Genomic DNA, 22,503 nt, shown 5'->3' with positions numbered 1-22,503 from the left:
AGCATGCGCTGGAAGGCGATCTGCTTGGACGGCAGCAGTTCCATCGTGCCGGGCGGCGTGCGGGGGGCGATCAGGGCCATGGGATCGGACTCGGAAATCTAAGAGACAAGACGGGCTTCATACCCGATTTGCCCGGTGGCGCGCCACAGGCATGGGCAACCCCAGACCCACGGGGGTTGAGCCCGCGCCGTTGAGCGCGTAGGACTGGCGCCCGGACATCATAAGCCGGACCCTGCCCCATGAGCGCGACCACCGCCGCCCGCCTCACCCTGCGCCGCCCCGACGACTGGCACCTGCACGTCCGCACCGGCGCCATGCTGCGCGCCGTGCTGCCCCATTCCGCCCGCCAGATGGGCCGGGCCATCATCATGCCCAACCTGGTGCCGCCGGTGACCGACCGCGCCGCCGGCCGGCGCTACAAGGCCGAGATCATCGAAGCCCTGGGCACCCTGCCGGAAAAGGGCGGCGCCCGCTTCCAGCCGCTGATGACCGCCTACCTGACGGACGGCAGCAGCGCCGATGAGATCGCGGCCGGCTATGAGGAAGGCCTGTTCCGGGCGGTGAAGCTATATCCCGCGCACGCCACCACCAACTCCGCCCACGGCGTCACCGATCTCGCCAACGTGGCGGGGGTGCTGGAACGCATGCAGGACATCGGCATGCCGCTGCTGGTCCATGGCGAGGTGACCGACCCCGCCATCGACATCTTCGACCGCGAGGCCGTGTTCATCGAGCGCGTGCTGCTGCCCCTGATGGACCGCTACCCGGCCCTGAAAATCGTGCTGGAGCACGCCACGACGGAAGAGGCCGTGGCCGTGGTGGAGGCGCACGGGGCCAGCGGGCGCCTCGCCTGCACCATCACCGCCCATCATTTGATGATCAACCGGTCGTCCATCTTCGCCGGCGGCATCCGGCCCCACCTCTATTGCCTGCCCATCGCCAAGCGGGAGAAGCACCGCCTGGCCCTGCGCCGCGCCGCCACCTCCGGATCCCCCTGGTTCTTCCTGGGCACCGACAGCGCACCGCATCCGACCAGCGCCAAGGAATCGGGCTGCGGCTGCGCCGGCATATACACGGCGGCCAGTGCCATCGAGCTGTACGCCCAGGTCTTTGACGAGGAAGGCAAGCTGGACGCGTTGGAAGCCTTCGCCAGCCTGAACGGCCCCCGCTTCCACGGCTTGGCGCCCAACGAGGACGTCATCACCCTGGTGCGCGACGGCTATACCGTGCCCGACCTGGTGGACGCCGGCGGCAGCAACGCTGTCCTGCCCTTCCGGGCGGGCGAGCGGCTGGACTGGCGGCTGCTGCAGGACTAATTACCCACTCAATTCCCCTTCAGCGCCCGAGGCCCTCCCCGATGTCAATGATCGACGCCCAGACCGCCGCCAGCCTGACCGCCCGCATCCTGCTGGACATCAAGGCGATCCATTTCAACGCCGCCCAGCCCTTCATCCTGACCTCGGGCAAAGCCAGCCCGGTCTATATCGACTGCCGCAAGGTCATCAGCTTCCCCCGCGCCCGCTCGGCCATCATCGACTACGCCGTGCAGACGGTGATGCGCGACGCCGGGTTCGAGGCTTTCGACGGTGTGGCCGGCGGTGAGACGGCCGGCATCTCCTACGCCGCCTGGATGGCCGACCGCATGGGGCTGCCCATGCAGTACGTGCGCAAGAAACCCAAGGGCTTCGGCCGCAACGCCCAGATCGAGGGCCAGTTCGCCGAGGGCGACCGCATCCTTCTGGTGGAAGACCTGACCACCGATGGCGGCAGCAAGGTGGGCTTCGTCAACGCCCTGCGCCAGGCCGGCGCCGTGTGCGAACACGCCTTCGTCGTCTTCCACTACGGCATCTTCCCCAAGAGCGTGGAGACGATGAAGGAGATCGGCGTCACGCTGCACGCGCTGAGCACGTGGTGGGACGTGCTGAAGGTGGCCCGCGACTATAATTATTTCGATACCGGAACGATGTCGGAAGTGGAGAAGTTCCTGCACGCCCCGGCCGAATGGTCGGCCGCCAACGGCGGCAAGGAAGGGTAAGGGCGGCGGGTGGAACCGATGGTTCCGCCCTTTCTGTTTGTTCTCAGGCAGCGCCACGAGATATAGCCTCGTGGCGCTGTAGCCCGCGACTGCGGGCGCCGGAGTTTTGCGGGGAGCCGCAGGCGGACTGCAAAACGAGGATCAGCCAAGGCGGACGGATGTCCGCCGCCCGGCACCTGAGGGAGCATTTGAGCGGCCACGATCAAATGCCACTGGTATTAGGCGGCGGCCGCCGCCGCCAGCGCCTTGCACCGTTCCGCCGTGCGGTCGTCGGCCGGGAACATGCACTCGATGCGCAGTTCCTCCACCGTCACGTCGCGGGCGGTGCCGAAGGTGGTGATGGTGGAGAAGAAGCGCAACGGATGGCCATCAACGTCCAGCGCGCCGCCGGCGAAGACCGTGGTGCACAGCGGCAGGGGATAGGCGTCCGGGTCACGGGAACGCCAGCGGGCGGGCACGCCGGGGTAGGCCAGCACGTCGTCCAGCAGGGTGCGCAGGCCTTGGTCCAGGGGGGTGGCCGCCACCTCGTTGTGCAGGTGGCGGATCAGGTCACCGGCCAGGCTTTCCCAATTGCCCATGACAGACCGCATGTCCTCCGGATCGAAGATCTGGCGCAGGATGTTGTTGTGCCGGGGCATGCGGCCCCGCGCCAGGCTGACGATGCGGGCGGTGGCGCGATTGATGCGCACCACGTCCCAGCGGCGGTTCATCACCAAGGCGGGATAGGGTTCCTGCTGGTTGATGATGAAGTCGATGGCCTGGCGCACCGGCGCCATTTCCGGCGTCGTCAGGGTACGCTCGCCATAACGCGGGGCATAGCCGGCCGCCACCAGCAGGGCGTTGCGTTCCCGCAGCGGCATCTCCAGCGTGTCGGCCAAGCGGGCCAGCAGTTCACGGCTGGGCTGGGCCTTGCCCGTCTCCACGCAGCTGAGGTGGCGGGTGGAGACGCCAGCCTCCAGCGCCAGGTCCATCTGGCTCATGCGCCGCGCCGCCCGCCACTCGCGCAGCAGCAGGCCCAGCGGCGTGGGCTGGGAGGGATGGTCGGCGATGGAGGCGCCAAGGGGGGCTGTCGCGGTGCTCATGACAGGAATGATACGGCGCCGGCCGGCAAAAGCCATGACCTGTGAGGTCAAGAAACCATGACCTGGCGGGTTATCGACCGCCTACGAAACCCGGGCGTATCCCTGGTGCATCCGAACCACCCCGCCCCTGAGGGGGCCGTTGAGGGGGATAGAGATGCTTCCCGCACCCTTTGCCCGCCGCCGTTTCCTGCAGGGCCTGGCCGGGGCCGCGCTGACCCTGGCCGGTCCCGGGATCAAGCCGGCGCACGCCCTGTCCCTGTCCCATACCGGTCCGCTGGACGCCGCCGCCTACCGGTCCCTGCGCCGCTATGCCGGCACACCCTTCGGCCATGTCGCCTACATCGGCCAAGGGCCGGCCGATGGCCGGGCGGCACTGGACGCCCTGTTCCTGCACGGCTTCCCGTTGAACAGCTTCCAATGGCGGGGCGCCATCGACCGGCTGTCGGCCCACCGCCGCTGCCTGGCGCCGGACTTCTTGGGCCTGGGCTTCAGCCGGGTGCCGGAGGGGCAATCCGTCACCCCCACCGTGCAGGCCAAGATGCTGGCGGCCTTCCTGGACGCGGTGGGCGCCGACGTGGTGGATGTGGTGGCCAACGACAGCGGCGGGGCCGTGGCCCAACTGTTCGCCATCCATTACCCGAGTCGCGTGCGCAGCCTGCTGCTGACCAACTGCGACACCGAACCGGATAGCCCGCCACCAGCCATGGAGCCGGTGCTGGAGTTGGCCCGCGCCGGCACCTACGCCGACCAATGGCTGGCGCCCTGGGTGCGGGACAAGGCGCTGGCCCGCAGTGCGGAGGGCCTGGGCGGCATGACCTTCAGCGACCCCACCCAGCCCTCTGACGAGGCCATCGATTATTACCTGGGGCCCCTGGTCAGCAGCCCCCGGCGCAAGGACCTGGTGCACGCCTACACCCTGGGCCTGGCCCCCAACCCGCTGGCCGGCGTCGAGAAGGAGCTGCGGCGCGTGACCGTGCCCACCCGCATCGTGTGGGGCATGGCCGACACCATCTTCAACCCGGCCGGCGCCGACTACCTGGCCAGCATGCTGCCCAACTGTCAGGGCGTGCGCCGCCTGCCCCAGGCCAAACTGTTCTTTCCGGAGGAATACCCCGACGTCATCGCGGAGGAAGCCAAGCGGCTGTGGGGCGTGAGCGCCTGACCCTTTCCGGCTTCCTTCAAAACAAAACCCCGCGGGAGTGATCCCGCGGGGTTTCGCTTTGATGCCTCAGCCTACCCTTAGGCGGCGCGAACCTGCTGCAGGAAGCGGTCCACCTGGCCGGCCAGGGTGTCGGACTGCTGGGCCAGGCCGGTGGCGGCACCCAGCACCTGGGTGGCGGACTTGCCGGTGTCCTCCGCCGCGTGCTGCAGCGACCCGATGTTGCGCGACACTTCCATGGTGCCCATGGAGGCCTGCTGGACGTTGCGGGCGATTTCCTTGGTGGCGGCGTCCTGTTCCTCGACGGCGCCGGCGACCATGTCCGAGATGTCATTGATCTCGGCGATGGTCTTGGAAATCGTGATGATGGCGTCGACCGCGTCGCGGGTGGCGTCCTGCATGGTGGAGATCTGGGCGGAGATTTCCTCCGTCGCCTTGGCCGTCTGGTTGGCCAGGCTCTTCACCTCGCTGGCCACGACCGCGAAGCCCTTGCCGGCTTCACCGGCGCGGGCGGCTTCGATGGTGGCGTTCAGCGCCAGCAGGTTGGTCTGGCTGGCGATGTCGCTGATCAGCTTCACCACGTCGCCGATGCTCTGGGCGCGCGAGGCCAGCGACTGCACGGTCTCGTTCGTCTTCTCGGCGGTGGAGGCGGCCGCCTTGGCGATGCGGGCCGAGGTGTTCACCTGGTTGCTGATCTCGGCCAGCGAACCGGCCAGCTGCTCGGTGGCGCTGGCCACCGACTGCACGTTGGCGGAGGCCTGCTGGGTGGCGGCGGCGACGGCGCCAGCCTGGCTGCGGCTTTCATCAGCCGAACCGGACAGCGTCTGGGCGCTGGACTGCATACGGGTCGCGGCTTCCGACACCTGGGCCACCACACCCTGGACGGAGCTTTGGAACTCGTCGGCCAGGCGGTTCATCATGCGGCGCTTTTCCTCCGCCGCCTCACGCTCCGCCTGTTCCTGCACCTTCTTCAGGCGCTCAACCTCCAGGGCGTTGTCCTTGAACACCTGGACCGAGGCGGCCATGGCGCCGATCTCGTCACCACGTTCGGTGCCGGTGATGTCCACGGTCAGGTCGCCGCTGGCCAGCCGGCCCATGGCGGTCTGCAGCGTGGTCAGCGGACGGCTGACCAGGAAATGCAGCAGGACGGCCAGGATGCCGACCAGGATGGCCAGCACGATGACGGCGGTGACCAGGGAGCCGGTGACGGTGGAGGAGATGGCCTCGTTCAGGCCCTGGCGGCTCCACGCCACGATGAGCGTGCCGACCTGGTCATGGTTGGCGCCGGCCTTCACCGGCGACATGACAATCAGGTGATCGCCCTTGTCAAAGGCCTTGGTCTCGGTGACCTTCTTGGGCAGGTCCTTGTCCTTGTCGATGGCATAGGTCGGCAGGGTCTTGCTGTCGAAGCTGTCCAGCGATTCCCCATCCGTGTCGTTCACCCGCACGCCCGCCAGGCTGCCGCCGGCGCGGGTGCTGAGGTCGGCGTAGGCGTCCGCGATGGATTCCTGCTGCTTGAAGCGGACAGCGGCGCTCATCTGCTGCGCCAGCATTTCCGTTTCCTGGCGCTCGGACGCGACCGACTGGGCCAGCATGGCCTTATGCATCTGGTTGGCGCTCAGCCAAATGACGGCACCCAGGCCAATAATCGTGGGAATGGCGACAGCGGGGGCGATCTTGCGCCCGATGGTGAACCAGCTCTTGGAATTCTCCGGCTTTTTCACCAGGCCACTGAAACGCCCCAAAAACCCATCCGCCTCATACGACATTATCAACTACCCCTGCTTTGTTCATTGCCCCGCGCCTTTACGGTCACCAGACCGACAACCACCCTGTCGTCCCCGTGCGCGCACCCGCCGAACCCCGCCACAGTGCGGTGGAGGCTGGTCCCAGGCCCAGGGCTAATACCTAGACATGCTTTCGCAGACCTGTAAACTGACTTATAACCTAGACTTCAGTTAACGCCGCCGATGGGCGGAACGATTGGAATTTATCCTTCACAAAGGTGGAAAGATTTCGATCCACGTTCATTACGGTCCAATCCTGGTTAATGCGCCGGAATCCAAGGCGCTAGCAGGGTTGGGTAAAGCAAATGGGGGGGAAAGGGGCGCTGCCCCACGGTTCTGCTTTGCATTTTAAGTAATAAAAATTCGACACATGGAGCGATAAACGTCGCCGTCCCGTCCAGCGAACTGCCCCGACCCTGCCGGGACAGCCGGAAGGTGTGTCGATAGCGAACAGGGAAAAGCCCGGAAAAACCGGACACATGGTTGGGGTAACAACCCCTAAGCTGTTGGCGGACAACTTTTTTTCGACTGAGCTTTCTGTGACTCTGGGAGGTCGGTGCAGATGAAGAAGCGGGTGGCGGCCGTCATCATGATGGCTGGTTTGGGGTTCACGGGGCTGGCGCGGGCGGAATGCACGCTGGGAACGCCCCCAACCATTCCCGACGGCAGCAAGGCGGCCGAGACGGAAATGCAAGCAACCTCTGCGGCCGTGAAAAAGTTCATGGCCGAGACCCAGGATTATATGAGTTGCGTTGAATTCGAAGGCAAAAGCGGCAACGGCAACTGGCAGAAAAAGTACAACGACGCCGTTGACCAGATGCAGAAGCTGGCCAGTGAATTCAATAAACAGTTGAAGGCGTTCAAAGCCAAATAATGGTTAACGCCAGCCGTCACGCCGGCCCCGCATGGGCGCCGGCGGGCGGACCTGCCGGGGCGGCCCGGCACCACCACCTAACATCGCGCAATCCCGGTGGCACGCGTCAGCGCTGGTGCGGCTTTTTGTCCTTCGTGGGCGATGCCGGCGCGGGCCCTGGCGCCGTCGGCAGGTTCTGGCCGGGCGGACCGTCCAGCGGCACGGTCACCACCGCCGGCGGCTTGCGCGGCGTGACGATGGGCGGCATGGCCAGGCCCTGCGGCTGGACCGCGATGGAGGAATAAGGCGTGCGTTTAGGCTCCGGTGACCGTTCGAGCCGGCGCGCCACCAGGTTGGCCAATGTGGCGTCGTCCCAAGGTTCGACCGGGCGGCCCAGGCGCAGGATGACCAGGTCTGCCGCCTTGGAGACATAAAGCCGCTGGCCCCCGGCCCCGGCCATGAAGACGGTGTCTGGCTCGACAAAGGGCTCCGCCGCCTTGACCGGACCGCCCTTCTCTCGGGGCCAGGCCAGGCGTAGGCGCATGCCTTCGTTGCGGGAGAACAGCGTGGGGCTCTGCACGGCCTCCACCCAGGGCATGGGCAGGACGGCGCGGTTCTCAACCTGGCCGCCGTCCTTCAGCAGCAGACCAAGGCGCAGCCAATCACGGGCCGTGGCCTTGACGCAGCAGTCGGCCACGGTGCCGCGGCCCACGCCGTCCATCAGCATCTCCGCCGGACGCGCGCCCATGGGCGCCCAGAGGGCCTGGGACAGGTAGGCTGCCAGCGGCTGCCTGGTCACCCGTTCCAGCACCAGGGCCAGAACCTGGATTTCCCCTTCGGCCGGTTTGTAGCGGGTGCCGGGCTCGGCCTCCAGCGGCAGGGCGTGCAGCCAAGCGGCCAAGTCGGCTTCAGCCTTGCCGGGAGGGTTGGCGTCAACCGGGAAGCCCAGGCCACTGCTGCCCACCAGCAGGTCGCGCACGGTGACGCGGCCCCGGGGGTCGTCCTTCCATTCAGCCAGGAGTTGTCCCAGCGGCTGATCCGCGGAGGTCAGGAAGCCATCCTGGATGGCCTTGCCGGTCAGAAGGGTCAGCAAGCCGGCCTGCAGGCCGGCGCCATCCACCAGGTCGGACGGACGGGCACCGGGGGCGTAGTCCTCCACCTGCAGGGCGCCGCGGTACCAGACCAGCAGCGCTGTCGTACCGGTGTTCGATTCGAACGTGCGCAGGGCCTTCAGGCCCTCGTCCGAGATCAGGCGGTCGTCGGGGGACGCCACCGTCAGAACCGGCCCCTCTCCGCCGGCCACCTCCACCGTCACCGGTCCCTGGGGCGGCGGGGGCACATGCACCACCGCCGCCGGCTGGGGCTGCGGTTCCGGCTTCCTTTGCCAGTGGGCCAGCAACAGGCCGCCGCCCACCGCCAGCGCCGCGACCGGCAACAGCAACAGGACGGCACGCCCCACCTTGGGCTTGGGCGCCGGCGGACCGGACTTGGAAAATTGGGACATCAGCAGGCAACGCTCCCCAACGACGGATGGAGCCGCCCGGGGCAACCGTTCACCCCGGGCGGAATCCGGCTACACCCTTGGCCGCGACTATGGCACGGCCAAGGCAGAGGCTCATGCCGCTGGTTTCACTTACGCTCGCGGACCGGGTAGTCGACGCCGTCGACCACTTCCCAACTACCATCGGGCTGGCGGCAGATGAAGCCGGTCTGGTGGCGGAACAACTGGCCCTGGAAGACCACGGAATGGAATTCACGGCAAGGACGGTTCTTGGCGTCGAAGCCGTCCCGCAACATCTTCACCGTGCCCTGGCGACCCGTCTGGGGATTCGTCCAGGTCACCGTCTCCTGGACGGGCTTGCCGGTCGCCTCCTTCAGCGCCGTCTGAAGCGCGGCCAGGTCGCTGGCATCCAGCACGATGTCCGTGGGCGGCGGCTTGGGCGCCTCCACCGGCGGCGGCGCGGGCGGCGCCACGGGCTTCTCCTCAGGCTTGGCGGCGCAACCCGCCAACGCCAGCAGCATCAGTCCCGCGACCGGCAGCTTCATCTTCATCCCTCTGGCTCCTGCATCCCCTGGCACGCCCCCCGGGCGAACACCCCGGCGTCATCGACGGCGCCCCGATTGAGCGCCCCTTTTGCCAAAGGTGACGCCCGGCGCGCAATCCCCACCGAAGCCAGCCCCCCGAAAGCGAGAGCCTGGACGGGGGACTGGCCCGCCGAAGGGCTGACCCCGATACATCCCGATGCGTGCACCGCCTTGGATCAAGGCGATTCTTGCCAAGTCGGGCATCCTCTCTTATTCCAACGGGGGAAAGCTGTCCTTTTCTGTCGAGCAGACACAATGCCGCGACAGGAAGTTGCGAGATTGATCCCCGTCGTTGACCCTTCCTGTCCAGTTTTCGGCTTGGCCGGGGTTCCGGACAGACCGCACCCTTGAGGCCTGCATCGCATGACCGACATCAAGACCGGCGTTAACCCCCTGTTCCTGCGGGAGGAAGAGCTGCGGCAGGCGATGGAGATGCTGTTCTACGCCTACCGCGACTTCACCGCCGAACCTGACACCATGCTGGAGAAGATCGGCCTGGGCCGGGCGCACCACCGTGTCATCTATTTCGTGGGCCGGCACCCGCACATCACGGTGACGGACCTGCTGGCCATCCTGCGCATCACCAAGCAGAGCCTGTCGCGGGTGCTGCAGGACCTGGTGCGCGAGGAATACATCGTGCAGCGCCAGGGCACGCGCGACCGCCGCCAGCGCCTACTGGACCTGACGCCCAAGGGGCAGGAATTGGAGCGCCAGCTGTCCGAGCCGCAGCGCCAATTGATCGCCCGGGCCTATCGCCGCGCCGGCGCCGAGGCGGTGGAGGGCTTCCGCAAGGTGATGGCCGGCATCATGGACGACGCCGACCGGGACAAGTTCGCCCAGCCCCGGCCGGCCGTGGCGGCCCTGGTGAAACGTTAAAGGGTGAAACGTTAAGGGGTGAAACGTTAAGGGGCAAACGCCAGGGGCTGGGCGCTGGGCAGCGGGACGCCCTGTGCTATGCTGCCGCCCCCTGAAGTTGGCGATGTGGTCCCGGCCATGACAATGACGCAGCAAGCCCTGCCCGAAGAGCAGCCCCACATCCTGGTGGTCGATGATGACGACCGCCTGCGCGAGGCCCTGCGCCGCTATTTGTCGCAGAACGGCTTCATCGTGTCCGCCGCGGCCGACGCGGCGGCGGCGCGGCGCATGCTGGCCTCCTTGAACTTCGACCTCATGGTGCTGGATGTGCGCATGCCGGGCGAGTCGGGGCTGGATCTGACCCGCAGCCTGCGGGCGGACGCCTTGCACGTTGACGGCGGCTTGCCCATCCTGCTGCTGACCGCCAACGGCCAGCCGGACGACCGCATCGCGGGGCTGGAGGCGGGCGCCGATGATTATCTGCCCAAGCCGTTCGAGCCCCGCGAGCTGGTGTTGCGCATCACGTCCATCCTGCGGCGCCTGCCCAAGCCGGCCGTCACGACGGTGGAGGTGCGCCTGGGCCGCTGGATGTTCGACGCCGAGCGGGAGGAACTGCGGTCGGCGGAGGAGACGGTGCGCCTGACAGGCGGTGAGGCCAGCCTGCTGCGCACGTTGGCGGCCCAGCCGGGCGTGGTGTTCACGCGTGAGGATCTGGGCCGCGCCGGCATCGACAGCAACGCCCGCGCCATCGACGTGCAGGTCACCCGCCTGCGCCGCAAGATCGAAGCCGACCCCCGCCAGCCGCGCTATCTCCTGACCGTGCGGGGGGAAGGCTATGTCCTGCGTCCCGATTGAGCACGAAGGAACAACGCGATGAGCCTGGTGCGCGAACAGGGGGCGCGCCCCCGCCGGCAAGGCCTGGGGCGACCGCCGGTGCCCAATCCAGGCGGCATAATGAAGCGCCTGCTGCCGCGCACGCTGTTTGGCCGCTCCCTGCTGATCATCACCACGCCCGTTATCCTGGCGCAGGCCATCGCCACCTTTTATTTTTATGACCAGCATTGGGAGCGGGTGACCAACAACCAGGCCTTCGGCGTGGCCGGAGAGATCGCCATGGTGATCGAGCAGTTGGGCCGAGACCAGACCGATGAGGAACGCACCGCCACGTTGGAGATGGTGACCCGCACCACCGACCTGATGGTGACCTTTCGCCCGGATGAGCGGCTGCCCAGCGGACACCGCCAGTCGCTGTACGGCATCCTGGAACACACGCTGGGGCGGGCCTTGGATGAGAAAGTGGGCCGGCCCTGGGACATCGACACCCACGCCATGCACGAATGGTACGGCATCAATGTGCAACTGCCTGACGGCGTGCTGCACGTGCTGTCACCCGAACGCCGGCTGTTCAGCTTCACCAGCTGGGTCTTCATCCTATGGATGGCTGGCAGCTCGCTGCTGCTGTTCACCATCGCCATCATGTTCATGCGCAATCAGATCCGGCCCATCCGCCGCCTGGCCATCGCGGCCGAGGCCTTCGGCAAGGGCCGCGACACCCCCTTGTTCAAGCCGGAGGGCGCGTCTGAGGTACGGCAGGCCGCCACGGCCTTCCTGCAGATGCGGGAACGCATCCAGCGCCAAATCAGCCAACGCACCGAGATGCTGGCCGGCGTCAGTCACGACCTGCGCACCCCGCTGACCCGCATGCGCCTGCAACTGGCCATGCTGCCCGAGGCGCAGGAGGTGGAGGAACTGAAGGCCGATGTGGCGGAGATGGAAGGCATGATCGAGGCCTACCTGGCCTTCGCCCGCGGCGAGGGGGCGGAGCCGCCGGCCCCCACCGACCTGGGCGCCCTGCTGTCCGACGTGGTGGCCAACGCCCGGCGCGAGGGCAAGCTGGTGGAGCTGACCCTGCCCGAGCTGTCCATCGTGGTGCCCCTGCGGGCCAACGACTTCCGCCGCTGCGTGGCCAACCTGGTGGGCAACGCCGTACGCTATGCCGGCCGCGCCTGGATCACCCTGCAACGCCAGGGCGGCCACCTCTACGTCCTGATCGACGATAACGGGCCGGGCATCCCGGCCGACATGCGGGAAGAGGTGTTCCGCCCCTTCCACCGCCTGGACGGATCGCGCAACCAGGCCACCGGCGGCGTGGGCCTGGGACTGGGCATCGCCCGCGACATCGCCAACCGCCACGGCGGCGACATCCTGCTGGAAGACAGCCCCCAGGGCGGGCTGAGGGCGGTCATACGATTGCCGGTTTGAGGTTTTCAGGCGCCAGCGGCCGTGGTCGCGGCCCGACCTGGTCCAGTTGGAAACGGGTCTTGCCGCTTCGGACGGATTGTCCCCCCAAACAGAAACGGCGCCCCGTAAGGGACGCCGTTTCCAACGCGTGCCGTTTGGCCAGACTTAGTGCTTGGTCTGGGCCTTGGCGATGGCGGCCTTCACTTCCTCGATGCTTTCCTTCACGCGGTTGGACAGCACGTCGGCGGCTTCGCTGTTGGACTTGGCGATCAGTTCGGCCAGTTCCTTGACGTTGGCCAAGGCCTTCTCGAAGGCGGTCTTCACCAGCTCGGCCTGCTTGGCGACCTTGTCTTCCGGGGTGCCGGTGGACAGGAAGTCGGAGACCACGGAGGAGGTCTCTTCCAGGCTCTGGCGCAGAATCTCGGCCTGGCGGCGCAGGACGGCCTGGATGCCTTCCACGGCCAGCTGGTTGGCGGCGGTCACGGCCTCGATGTTCTTGCGCTGGGCCGAGACGAAGGCGTCGACATCGATGCCGGGCACCTTGTAGTCAGCCAGGGTCTTGGTGAAATCCACCTTGGTGAATTCCGCGAACTTGGACGGGTCGAAGAACTTCGTCAGGTCGAAATCGAGAAACGGGTTGGTCGCCATAGTGTCAGATCCCTATACGGCTTGCGCCGCTGCGGTGCGGCAATTCCGAAGGGATAATGCTCGGGGTCGCCGCGCCGGTCAATCGTTTTTGTGCACCGCACAATAAACTCTTTCGGCTAGTACGGACCCGCTGGACACCGCCATAGGTCGAAACGGCTAGGGCACATTGCCGCGCCCGCCCTTCCGCCTAGGCAACGTCCGCCACCCGGGCACCGATCAGGCGGGCCAACACGTCGGGCGCGATGGCGAAGACGGAATTGGGGGTGCCGGCGGCGGCCCAGACCGTAGGAAACGCCAGCAAACGCCTATCAAATAACGTGACAGGCGCCACCGCGTGCCCCAGCGGCGGAACGCCGCCGATAGGGTAACCGGTGGTCAATCGCACGAACTCCGGATCCGCGCGCAGCAAGCGGTCGCCGTTCAGGACGTCGGCCAGGGCCCGGGCCACCAGGGCCTCGTTGATGCGGGTGGCGCCGGAGGCCACGACCAGGACCGAGGCGTTTTTTTCGCGTGTGCGAAAAACAATTGACTTGGCGATTTGTGCCGCATCGCAACCAATGACGGCCGCCGCCTCCGCCGCCGTGCGGGTGGTGGCGGCGAACTCCACGACGTGGATGGGCTGGCCGAGATCGTTCAGCAGGTTCTGAATCTTCTGCGCGCTGGGGCTGAGGGGACCGGCCATGATGTCAGCCCGCCAGTTCCCGCGACCGCCGCGCGGCGGCGGCCACGGCGCGGGTCATCAGTGGCGTCAGCCCCTGTCCCTCGTCCATCAGCACGTCCAGCGCCGCCTGGGTGGTGCCCTTGGGACTGGTGACGTTGATGCGCAACTGGGTGGCGGTGGCGTCGGCGTTCCGGTGCAGCAACTCACCAGCGCCGGTGACGGTGGCCCGCGCCAGGCGCAACGCCAACTCGGCCGGCAGGCCCACGGCGGCGCCGGCTGCCGCCATGGCCTCCACCAGATGGAAAACGTAGGCCGGGCCGCTGCCCGACACGGCGGTGACGGCGTCGATCAGCGCCTCATCCTCCACCCACACCACCTCGCCGACAGCGTTCAGCAGACGGTGGCAAAGGTCGCGCTGGTCGGTTGACACGGACGGCGTGGCGAAGGCGCCGGAGATACCCCGGCCCACGGCGGCCGGCGTGTTGGGCATGGCCCGAACCAGGGCGGCATCCCCGCCCAGCACCTTCTGGAAAGAGGCAACGGTCTTGCCGGCGGCGATGGACAGGAAGACGGCGCGGCCGGCATACCCGGCATAGGCCGGCAGCGCCTGGTCCATCATCTGGGGCTTCACCGCCAGTACGACGGCGGCGGGGGCGAAGTCGGCCGGAACGGCGGCGGGGTCGGCCACCAGGACGGTTTCACCCTCCGGAGCGGTACCGCCGGCGGGATCGACGATCACCACGCGACGGACCGTGCCCGCCGCGCGCCAGCCGGCCAGCATGGCGCCACCCATCTTGCCGAAGCCCACCAGCAACAAATCGACTGCCGTCATCCCCGCACCATATTTATGACAGTTAAACAGAGGTCACGGGGAGTGGGCTGTATCAAGCTTCGCCGAGCGTGTCCAGGATGGCGGCGGAAACGGCGTCCGCGGCACTTTTGCCGCCCCAGATGACGAACTGGAAGGCGGGGTAGTAGCGCTCGCACTCCGCCACCGCGATTTCCACCAGATCCTCGATCTGCTCCACGCTGGCGGCGCGGGTGCCGCGCAGCAGCAAGGTCTGGCGGAACATGGGCGTGTGTTCCTCGCTGCAAACGTCGAAGTGGCCCAGCCACATCTTGCCATTCACCTCGGCCAGCAGTTCGTTGACGGCCACCTTGCGGGCCGGCGGAACCTTCATGTCGAACTGGCAGGAGAACTGCATGGCGCTGACTTCGTTCTGCCAAACGAAAAACAGCCGGTAGTCGCACCACCGGCCGTTGATCTCGACGATCATCTCGTCTTCGCTGGCGCGCTCGAACGGCCATTCGTTGGTCGTGACAATCTCCTCGACGATATCGAGGGGATTATGGGTAGTGCTGCTCGTTTCGACGGCGAGTGCCGACATGATACGCCCTCCTGTCGCGCGCGATGGCAAGGGACGACCTATTCCACCCCGGCGTCATGGCCGGAAATCGTTCCGGCCGAAAACTCAAAATCTGGTACGACCGGGCGTGGACGCTACCATGGGTACGGTGCCAGAGGACAACCACCGCCGCAACCGTCTTCTGCCCGGCAAATGTCGCGATTTGCGGACCATGGGAAGCGGGCCGCGACGCAAGGCACGGGCAACCCCGGGGCTTTCGACCCCGGGCGTCCGGCGCCGCCTCACCCCTGGGTCTGCGCCTCATCCGCGGCCGGCTTGCCGGCGGCATCCGCCGCGGCCTTGGCCACCACCGACTCAAGATGGGCGACCCGATCCAGCAGGGCCTGCTGCAGGGCCATCAGCCGAGTGATCTCATCCTCCTGCGCGCGGGCGCGGGCGGCCATCTCCTTCACGGCCTCGAACTCATCCCGGCGAACCATGTCCAGGCCACCCAGCACGCGTTCCAGGCGCTGGCGCACCTGGCCCTCGACCTCGTTCTTCAGACCGGCCACGGCGCCCATGGCACCCCCGGCCACGCGGGCCAAATCGTCCAGCACCTTGTTGTCCACCTGCATCGCCTTACCCTCGCAGTACCGCCGGCGCCGCCCCCCAAACGCGGTTGCGGGAACGAAACGACGCCCGGCCATCAAGCCGCCATTATCGCGCCCCATGTTCGCAGGTGCAACAGCGCCTTGGAGGGAGGGGATTCCGGTCGCCAGTCGGGCGTGGTTGCGACCCCCGCCCCATAATCCTATAAAGCCGAAACAGCCGGTCCACACCACCGCCCCCGTCCTCCGGGTCAGGGGCCATGTGGGGGTGCCGGCGATCGGGGACAAGGCCTGACGGTTAGCCCAGCGCCCGCCGCATGCCTGGTTCATGAAGACGTCCACGGGGATATCCGCAGCATCATGGCCCTCGCCTTTCCCAATATCAGCCCCACCATCGTGGAGATCGGCCCCTTCGCCCTGCGCTGGTACGCGCTGGCCTACATCGTGGGCGTCACGCTGGGCTACCGCCTGGCGCTGGGCATGGCGCGGCGGGCCAACGGCCGCCCCACCCCGGCGGAGCTGGACGACTTCCTGGTGTGGGCGGTGGTGGGGGTGCTGGCCGGCGGACGCCTGGGCTTCATCCTCTTCTACAACCTGGATTTCTATCTGCAGAACCCGCTGGACATGCTGAAGGTCTGGCATGGCGGCATGTCCTTCCACGGCGGCATGGCGGGTGTGGCGGCGGCCATCCTGCTGTTCGCCCGGCGGCGCGGCTTCAATCCGCTGGCCCTGGGGGACCTTGCCGCCGTCGCCGCCCCCATCGGCCTGTTCCTGGGCCGCCTGGCCAACTTCGTGAACGGGGAACTGTGGGGCCGCCCCACCGACGTGCCCTGGGGCATGGTCTTCCCCCACGCGCCCGACGCCCTGCCCCGCCACCCCAGCCAGCTGTATGAGGCGGGGCTGGAGGGCATCGTGCTGTTCACCGTGCTGTTCATGCTGTCGCGTGTACCGGGCGTGCGGGACCGGACCGGCACGCTGACCGGCGCCTTCCTGATCGGCTACGCCCTGTGCCGCATCACGGCGGAGTTCTTCCGTGAACCCGACAGCCAGCTGGGCTTCCTGCTGGGTGGCGGTGTCACCATGGGCCAGATCCTATCCGTGCCCATGGCGCTGATCGGCGTCGTCCTGGTGGCCCTGGCCCGTCGCCGTGTGCCGGCGGCGGCCTGATGCCGGCCGTGAACCCCGCAGGGGAAACCCTGGCGGACCATCTGGTCCGCCGCATCGGCAGCGAAGGTCCCCTGCGCCTGTCGACCTTCATGGCCGAGGCGCTGGGCCATCCCACCCTGGGCTACTACACCACCCGCGATCCCCTGGGCGCCGCCGGCGACTTCACCACGGCGCCCGAGATCAGCCAGATGTTCGGCGAGTTGCTGGGCCTGTGGTGCGCGCAGGCGTGGCTGACCCTGGGTTCGCCCACGCCGGTGCACCTGGTGGAGCTAGGGCCCGGCCGCGGCACCCTGATGGCCGACGCCCTGCGCGCCATGGCCCGGGTACCGGGCCTGACCGCGGCGCTGCGGGTCCATATGGTGGAGACCAGTCCCACCCTGCGCGCCCGCCAGCACGCGGCGTTGGCAGCCTTGCCGCCCGCCGCCAGTCCGCCCCAGCCGATCGCCTGGGCCGACAGCCTGGAGGCGGTGCCCGAGGGGCCGCTGCTGCTGCTGGCTAATGAATTTTTCGACGCCCTGCCTATCCGCCAGCTGCAAAAGACGGCGCGTGGCTGGGCGGAGCGATGCGTCACCTGGGACGCGGCGGGAAAGCGGTTCGCCTGGACGCTGGACACCACCGGCGGTGCCCAACTGCTGGTGCCGCCGGCCCTGCGCGACGCGGCGGAAGGCGCCGTGGTGGAGCTGTGCCCCGCGGCATTGACCGTGGCGGACGAGATCGGACGGCGCCTGGTCGCACACCCGGGGGCGACGTTGATTGTCGACTATGGCTACGACGCCCCTCCCCTGGGGGACACGCTCCAGGCGGTCCGCGGCCATGCCTACGCCCCCGTCCTGGCGGATCCCGGCCTGGCGGACCTGACGGCGCATGTCGATTTCCGTACCCTGGCCGCCACGGCCACCGCCGCCGGTGCCCAGGCCCACGGCATCGTGGACCAGGGCGCGTTGCTGCGCCGCCTGGGCATCGCCCAGCGCGCCGCCGCCCTGAAGCGCGCGGCGACAGCCCCGCAAGGCCAGGCCGTCGACCTGGCGCTGGATCGTCTGACCCATCCCGACCAGATGGGTCGCCTGTTCAAGGCGCTGGCGCTGACCAGCCCCGGCCACCCCGCCCCCGCCGGCTTCGATCCTTCGGAAGGCTGAACCCCATGAGCGCCCCGATTCTTCCTGACAGGCCCTACCTGACCCTGGACACCCTGGACCTACCGGGTATCCGCCACGGGTATTTCACCCGGCGCGACGGCGTCTCCACTGGCCTGTATGCCGGGCGCAACGTCGGATTCGGCTCTAGCGACGAGGCCGCGCACGTTTCGGAAAATCGGGCGCGCTGCGCCGCCGACCTGGGCCTTGGCGCGGACAGCCTGGTCACCGTTTACCAGGTGCACAGCCCCACGGTGGTGACGGTGGAGCGGCCCTGGCCACGGGAAGAGGCGCCGCAGGCCGACGCCCTGGTCACCCGCCAGCCTGGCATCGCCCTGGGCATCCTGACAGCCGATTGCGTGCCCGTGCTGTTCGCCGACGCCGAAGCCGGCGTGGTGGGGGCCGCCCACGCCGGCTGGAAGGGCGCCTTCACCGGCGTGCTGGAGTCGACCGTCCAGGCCATGGTGGCGCTGGGCGCCGATCCTGCCCGCATCGTCGCCGGTGTCGGGCCCCATATCGGCCCCGACTCCTATGAGGTGGGGCCGGAGTTCGAGGCCCGGTTCCTGGAGGCTGACGCCGGCAACCGCCACTTCTTCCGCCCGGGCCCGCGGGTGGATCATCCCCTGTTCGATATCGGCGCCTACGTCGGCCACCGGCTGGCGGGATGCGGGCTGGACGGGGTTGCCCATACCGGCCACGACACGGTTGTGGAAGAGGACCTGTTCTTCAGCTACCGGCGCGCCACACTTCGGCGGGAAAGCGACTATGGACGCCATATCAGTGTGATAGCCCTGTCGCCCCAGCCCTGACGACGGCACCGCTCCAGCCCAAATACCCTTGTATGAGCGCATGCCCCCTGTGCCGTGATAGCGGGGGGCGGCGGTTTACAGCCCAGGCCGTGCTTGATATGGTCCGCGCGCCTTTATGAAGGTATGAAGACGCTCCGGCGTCGCCCACGTCCTACTTAAAAGAGCGACCCATGAAGCTCATCGCCGGCAACAGCAATCGCCCGCTTGCCGAGGCCATCTCGGCCTGCCTGAAGGTTCCGCTGACGAAGGCCAGCATCCGGCGCTTCAGCGACATGGAAGTGTTCGTGGAAATCCTGGAAAACGTCCGTGGCGAGGACGTGTTCGTCATCCAGTCCACCTCATATCCCGCCAACGACAACCTGATGGAATTGCTGGTCACCATCGACGCCCTGCGTCGTGGCTCCGCCCGGCGCATCACGGCCGTCCTGCCCTACTACGGTTATGCCCGCCAGGATCGCAAGACGGGTCCCCGCACACCCATTTCCGCCAAGCTGGTGGCCAATCTGATCACCACCGCCGGTGCCAACCGCGTGCTGACCATGGACCTGCACGCCGGCCAGATTCAGGGATTCTTCGACATCCCCACCGACAACCTGGTGGCCGCCCCGGTGTTCGTGCACGACATCGAAGCCACCATGGGCCGGGAAAACCTGATGATCGTGTCGCCGGACGTGGGCGGCGTGGTGCGCGCCCGCGCCATCGCCAAGCGTTTGGACGCGGATCTCGCCATCATCGACAAGCGGCGTGAACGCGCCGGCGTGTCAGAGGTGATGAACGTCATCGGCGACGTCACCGGCCGCGACTGCATCCTGGTGGACGACATCGTCGACAGCGCCGGCACCCTGTGCAACGCCGCCGTCGCCCTGAAGGAGCGCGGTGCCAAGTCGGTGCGCGCCTACGTCACCCACGGCGTGCTGTCCGGCGGCGCCGTCGCCCGCGTGGCCCAGTCCCCGCTGGAGGCGCTGATCACCACCGACAGCATCCAGGCGACCGAGGCGGTGCGCGTGTCGCACAACGTCCGCCACCTGTCCGTGGCCCCGCTGATCGCCGAAGCCATCGAGCGCATCAGCCACGAGAAGTCGGTCTCGTCCCTGTTCGACTGAACCTCCGGTCAGTCGCGTAGGCCTGTTCGACTGAACCTCCGGTCAGTCGCTAGGCCTCTTCGACTGGACCTCCGGTCAGTCGACAATGCCAAGTACCCTCGAAGGCGGCCTCATGGCCGCCTTCCTGACTCTATGGCTTGACTCTGGGCTGCCGCGCGCATACACCCGCGCATTCCGACCGCGTCAGCACCCCTGGAGGCTGGCGCATTTTCTTAAGGAGAGTACCATGACCCAGATTATCGCGCTCGCCGCCGAGGCGCGGAACGGGGCAGGCAAGGGGACCGCCCGTCAGACCCGCCGCGATGGCCGCATCCCTGCCGTGATCTACGGCAACAAGGAAAAGCCGGTGACGATCTCCCTGGAGGCGGTCACCTTCACCCGCGTTCTGCACAAGCCGGGCTTCTTCACGCACCTGTACGACGTGACCGTCGATGGCGTGACCACCCGCACCCTGCCGCGCGACGTCCAGTTCGACCCGGTGACCGACCGTCCCCTGCACGTCGACTTCCTGCGCGTCAGCGAAACCACGGAAATCGTGGTGAAGGTGCCGGTCGAGTTCGTCGGCCATGAAGCCAGCCCCGGCCTGAAGCGCGGCGCGATGCTGAACATCGTCCGCCACGAGGTGGAACTGCATGTCCGCGCCAACAACATCCCGGAGCACCTGACGGTGAACCTGGACGGCGTTGACGTCGGTGCGTCCATCCACATCAGCAGCGTGACGCTGCCGGAAGGCGCCCGTCCGGTCATCGACCGCGACTTCACCATCGCCACCGTCGCCGCTCCCTCGGGCCTGAAGTCCGAAGAGAACGCGACTGCCGAGGCCTGATAGACGATGCGGCTGGTGGTGGGCCTGGGCAATCCCGGTCCGGAATATGCGCACCACCGGCACAACGTCGGCTTCATGGCGGTGGACGAAATCGCCCACCGCCATCGGTTCGGCCCCTGGAAGAAACGCTTCCAGGGGCTGATCACCGAGGGGCAGATCGGCCCCGAAAAGATCCACCTTCTGAAACCGCAGACCTTCATGAACCTGTCCGGCCAATCGGTCGGGGAGGCGATGCGGTTTTACAAGATGACGCCCGACCAGGTCATCGTCCTGCATGACGAGCTGGACCTGCCCCCGGGCAAGCTGCGCGCCAAGAAGGGCGGCGGCCACGGCGGGCACAACGGCCTGCGTTCCATCGACGACCATATCGGCAAGGACTATTGGCGCGTGCGCCTGGGCATCGGCCATCCGGGGGACAAGAACCTGGTGCACGGCTGGGTGCTGTCCAACTTCGCCAAGGCCGACCAGACCTGGCTGGTCCCCTTCCTGGACGCCATCGTCGCCGACTTCAGCCTGATGACCGAGGGCGAGCCGGAGAAGTTCCAGAGCCGCGTGGCGCTGGCGACCCAGCCGCCCAAGCCGGCCAAGCAAGCCTCCGCCAAAACCGATTCGGAAAAGACGGTCAAGACGCCGCCCACCGGTTCCCGCTAGGCGCACTCCTGTCCGGCCCTTGTCAACGACATGGATCAAGCGGGGCCGCCGCCGGCCGGCGTGGCTGCCCAGACGCCGGGTGCGTTGACTTGACGGGCATGGCCCAAGAAAGTTCCCCGGTGGATCGGGGGCATGACGAAACGCATCGCACATAACCGATTGTACCGGGTGCGCCGGCAAAGCGGACGGCGCCTGATCGTCTGGCTGACGCTGGCGCTGTTGGCGTTCGACGTCGTGGCCGCCGGCGTGCTGCCCCTGCGCGCACGGGCCGACACGGCACCCGACCACCTCCTTTGCGGGTCGGTGTCACCGGCCGGCGGGCATAAGAGCGATCCGTCCCGCCATGGGGCCGGCCACGGCCAGCCCTTCTGCGCCTATTGCCTGCCCTTCCTGCACGGTGGGATGGCCCTGCCACCCCCGGTGCCCCTGCCGCCCCCCCGGCTCGCCTGCCGCCTGGACCTGGACGGCTCCATCGGCCGGGCCATGGCGTTCCCGTACAGGCAAGCCGCTTATCCCCGGGGGCCGCCCGCCCTGGCCTGACGCCGTCTATTTCCCTGCCGCGCGCTCCCCTCCCCACCTCAATGGCCGGGTGGGCGCGCTCCTTGTCATGCCGTGGCCATCACCAGGCCCGGCGGGCGGTGCCACACGCCCCGACGCAGCGTCCGCGGAAACGGCTTGCCGCCGGCCGGACCGCTTCATCCGGGCCGCCGCCTTTCCAGATGGGCTTCCAACCATGCCATCCATCCTTTCCCGCCCCCCGGCCGGACGCATCCCGCCGTGCTCCGGTTCCTTGATCAGGGTGTCGGCGCTAGCGCTGATGGCCAGCGCGGCGCCGTGCTTGCCGGCCACCGCTTTCGGCCAACAGCTCGCGACCGGCACCCAGACACCCGCCGTGGCGCTGCCCACCATCGAGGTGGACGCCGGATTCGCCCCTGGCGGCCTATCCGTCCCCTCGGCCGATGGCCACTTGAGCAGCCAGGCCATCGCGGACCGCCGAACGGGCACGCCGGATACCGCCGCCCTGCTCTCCGGCCTACCCGGTGTTTCCCTTTATGGTGCCGGCGGCATCTCCAGCCTGCCCGTCCTCCGGGGCTTGGCCGACGACCGGGTGTTGACCCTGGTCAACAACGTGCCCGTCGCCGCATCCTGCCCCAATCATATGAATCCGGCGCTGTCCTACATCGCGCCCGACGACGTGGGCAGCATCGACGTCCTGGCCGGGGTGACCCCTGTCAGCCGGGGCGGGGACAACATCGGGGGCACCATCGCCGTCACCACGCCGGACCCGCAATTCGCCGGCGATGGCCAAGGCATGGCGGTGCACGGTGACGTGTCCACCGCCTTCCGCAGCGTGAACAACGGGACGACCGTGGGTGGGCACCTGTCGGCCGCGACCGACCGCTATGTCGTGGGCTACGCCGGGTCATGGAGCCGGGGCGGCGATACGACCGGGC

General features: G+C 67.8%; 24 protein-coding genes. 15 read left to right on the top strand and 9 right to left on the bottom strand.

From position 1 onward, the window contains the following. The first annotated feature begins 239 nt into the window (after positions 1 to 239). Positions 240 to 1,316: a dihydroorotase gene (pyrC, locus tag I55_RS18405; RefSeq protein ID WP_044562039.1), complete on the top strand. Its 1,077-nt coding sequence runs from the start codon at positions 240 to 242 to the stop codon at positions 1,314 to 1,316. A 47-nt stretch (positions 1,317 to 1,363) separates the two neighbouring features. Next, complete coding sequence (locus I55_RS18400; protein ID WP_199902640.1) at positions 1,364 to 2,035, top strand: orotate phosphoribosyltransferase; 672 nt, start codon at positions 1,364 to 1,366, stop codon at positions 2,033 to 2,035. 218 nt (positions 2,036 to 2,253) lie between these two features. On the opposite strand, the gene I55_RS18395 is transcribed toward I55_RS18400, so the two are convergent. Beyond that, positions 2,254 to 3,117, bottom strand: a complete 864-nt coding sequence (locus I55_RS18395; protein WP_049974255.1) for a helix-turn-helix transcriptional regulator — start codon at positions 3,115 to 3,117, stop codon at positions 2,254 to 2,256. 154 nt (positions 3,118 to 3,271) lie between these two features. Here I55_RS18395 and I55_RS18390 point away from each other — a divergent pair, with 154 nt between their 5' ends. Next, complete coding sequence (locus I55_RS18390; protein WP_044562037.1) at positions 3,272 to 4,279, top strand: alpha/beta fold hydrolase; 1,008 nt, start codon at positions 3,272 to 3,274, stop codon at positions 4,277 to 4,279. A 77-nt stretch (positions 4,280 to 4,356) separates the two neighbouring features. Here the strand turns inward: I55_RS18390 and I55_RS18385 are convergent, their stop codons facing one another. Further along, on the bottom strand, positions 4,357 to 6,021 hold the full coding sequence (locus tag I55_RS18385) for a methyl-accepting chemotaxis protein (RefSeq protein ID WP_252181201.1): 1,665 nt from the start codon (positions 6,019 to 6,021) through the stop codon (positions 4,357 to 4,359). Positions 6,022 to 6,625: 604 nt separating this feature from the next. Between I55_RS18385 and I55_RS18380 the strand changes: the two genes are divergently transcribed. Next, positions 6,626 to 6,937 carry a hypothetical protein gene (locus I55_RS18380; RefSeq protein WP_044562035.1) on the top strand — a complete coding sequence of 104 codons (312 nt, stop codon included), beginning with the start codon at positions 6,626 to 6,628 and terminating at the stop codon, positions 6,935 to 6,937. Between the two features lie 106 nt (positions 6,938 to 7,043). Here I55_RS18380 and I55_RS18375 read toward each other — a convergent pair whose 3' ends face one another. Together I55_RS18375 and I55_RS18370 are read right to left on the bottom strand one after the other, a co-directional pair. Beyond that, positions 7,044 to 8,420, bottom strand: a complete 1,377-nt coding sequence (locus I55_RS18375) for a serine hydrolase (RefSeq protein ID WP_044562034.1) — start codon at positions 8,418 to 8,420, stop codon at positions 7,044 to 7,046. 125 nt (positions 8,421 to 8,545) lie between these two features. Then, complete coding sequence (locus I55_RS18370) at positions 8,546 to 8,968, bottom strand: RT0821/Lpp0805 family surface protein (RefSeq protein ID WP_049974254.1); 423 nt, start codon at positions 8,966 to 8,968, stop codon at positions 8,546 to 8,548. A 396-nt stretch (positions 8,969 to 9,364) separates the two neighbouring features. Between I55_RS18370 and I55_RS18365 the strand changes: the two genes are divergently transcribed. From I55_RS18365 to I55_RS18355, 3 genes are all read left to right on the top strand, one after another. After that, a complete protein-coding gene (locus I55_RS18365) occupies positions 9,365 to 9,877 on the top strand; it encodes a MarR family winged helix-turn-helix transcriptional regulator (RefSeq protein ID WP_044562033.1) in 513 nt (170 codons plus the stop codon). A 117-nt stretch (positions 9,878 to 9,994) separates the two neighbouring features. Continuing rightward, positions 9,995 to 10,711 (top strand): response regulator, encoded by a 717-nt coding sequence (locus I55_RS18360; RefSeq protein WP_085940051.1) that lies wholly within the window; start codon positions 9,995 to 9,997, stop codon positions 10,709 to 10,711. A gap of 18 nt (positions 10,712 to 10,729) precedes the next feature. After that, a complete protein-coding gene (locus I55_RS18355; RefSeq protein ID WP_044562031.1) occupies positions 10,730 to 12,118 on the top strand; it encodes an ATP-binding protein in 1,389 nt (462 codons plus the stop codon). Between the two features lie 144 nt (positions 12,119 to 12,262). Here I55_RS18355 and I55_RS18350 read toward each other — a convergent pair whose 3' ends face one another. The 5 genes from I55_RS18350 to I55_RS18330 all read right to left on the bottom strand — a co-directional run bounded on the left by I55_RS18350 (position 12,263) and on the right by I55_RS18330 (position 15,387). Continuing rightward, a complete protein-coding gene (locus I55_RS18350) occupies positions 12,263 to 12,745 on the bottom strand; it encodes a phasin family protein (RefSeq protein ID WP_044562030.1) in 483 nt (160 codons plus the stop codon). Between the two features lie 187 nt (positions 12,746 to 12,932). After that, entirely contained in the window at positions 12,933 to 13,427 is a 495-nt protein-coding gene (locus tag I55_RS18345) for a YbaK/EbsC family protein (RefSeq protein WP_044562029.1), read from the bottom strand. Positions 13,428 to 13,431: 4 nt separating this feature from the next. After that, positions 13,432 to 14,238: a pyrroline-5-carboxylate reductase gene (gene proC / locus I55_RS18340; RefSeq protein WP_044562028.1), complete on the bottom strand. Its 807-nt coding sequence runs from the start codon at positions 14,236 to 14,238 to the stop codon at positions 13,432 to 13,434. Between the two features lie 52 nt (positions 14,239 to 14,290). Beyond that, a complete protein-coding gene (locus I55_RS18335; RefSeq protein ID WP_044562027.1) occupies positions 14,291 to 14,794 on the bottom strand; it encodes a YbjN domain-containing protein in 504 nt (167 codons plus the stop codon). A gap of 260 nt (positions 14,795 to 15,054) precedes the next feature. Continuing rightward, positions 15,055 to 15,387: an accessory factor UbiK family protein gene (locus I55_RS18330; RefSeq protein ID WP_044562026.1), complete on the bottom strand. Its 333-nt coding sequence runs from the start codon at positions 15,385 to 15,387 to the stop codon at positions 15,055 to 15,057. A 333-nt stretch (positions 15,388 to 15,720) separates the two neighbouring features. Between I55_RS18330 and lgt the strand changes: the two genes are divergently transcribed. The 8 genes from lgt to I55_RS37180 form a co-directional block, all read left to right on the top strand. Further along, entirely contained in the window at positions 15,721 to 16,527 is an 807-nt protein-coding gene (gene lgt, locus I55_RS18325; protein ID WP_044562025.1) for a prolipoprotein diacylglyceryl transferase, read from the top strand. Beyond that, positions 16,527 to 17,663, top strand: a complete 1,137-nt coding sequence (locus tag I55_RS18320; protein WP_044562024.1) for a class I SAM-dependent methyltransferase — start codon at positions 16,527 to 16,529, stop codon at positions 17,661 to 17,663. The genes lgt and I55_RS18320 overlap by 1 nt, the downstream gene beginning before the upstream one ends. Positions 17,664 to 17,668: 5 nt before the next feature. Further along, positions 17,669 to 18,469 (top strand): peptidoglycan editing factor PgeF, encoded by an 801-nt coding sequence (gene pgeF / locus I55_RS18315; RefSeq protein ID WP_085940049.1) that lies wholly within the window; start codon positions 17,669 to 17,671, stop codon positions 18,467 to 18,469. A gap of 170 nt (positions 18,470 to 18,639) precedes the next feature. Beyond that, positions 18,640 to 19,572: a ribose-phosphate pyrophosphokinase gene (locus I55_RS18310; protein WP_044562023.1), complete on the top strand. Its 933-nt coding sequence runs from the start codon at positions 18,640 to 18,642 to the stop codon at positions 19,570 to 19,572. Between the two features lie 226 nt (positions 19,573 to 19,798). Further along, positions 19,799 to 20,398 (top strand): 50S ribosomal protein L25/general stress protein Ctc, encoded by a 600-nt coding sequence (locus I55_RS18305; RefSeq protein WP_044562022.1) that lies wholly within the window; start codon positions 19,799 to 19,801, stop codon positions 20,396 to 20,398. A 6-nt stretch (positions 20,399 to 20,404) separates the two neighbouring features. Further along, positions 20,405 to 21,049 carry an aminoacyl-tRNA hydrolase gene (pth, locus tag I55_RS18300; RefSeq protein ID WP_044562021.1) on the top strand — a complete coding sequence of 215 codons (645 nt, stop codon included), beginning with the start codon at positions 20,405 to 20,407 and terminating at the stop codon, positions 21,047 to 21,049. A gap of 132 nt (positions 21,050 to 21,181) precedes the next feature. Then, on the top strand, positions 21,182 to 21,589 hold the full coding sequence (locus I55_RS37185; protein WP_159107230.1) for a hypothetical protein: 408 nt from the start codon (positions 21,182 to 21,184) through the stop codon (positions 21,587 to 21,589). Between the two features lie 259 nt (positions 21,590 to 21,848). Beyond that, positions 21,849 to 22,503, top strand: a 655-nt coding sequence (locus I55_RS37180; protein WP_159107229.1) for a TonB-dependent receptor plug domain-containing protein, incomplete at its 3' end; no start/stop codon positions are given.

Origin of the sequence: Azospirillum sp. B4 (assembly GCF_000333275.1) — a bacterium.
Classification (GTDB): Bacteria; Pseudomonadota; Alphaproteobacteria; order Azospirillales; family Azospirillaceae; genus Nitrospirillum.
Note: the sequence above shows the minus strand (reverse complement) of the source record. Positions and strands in the feature narration are given on the sequence as shown.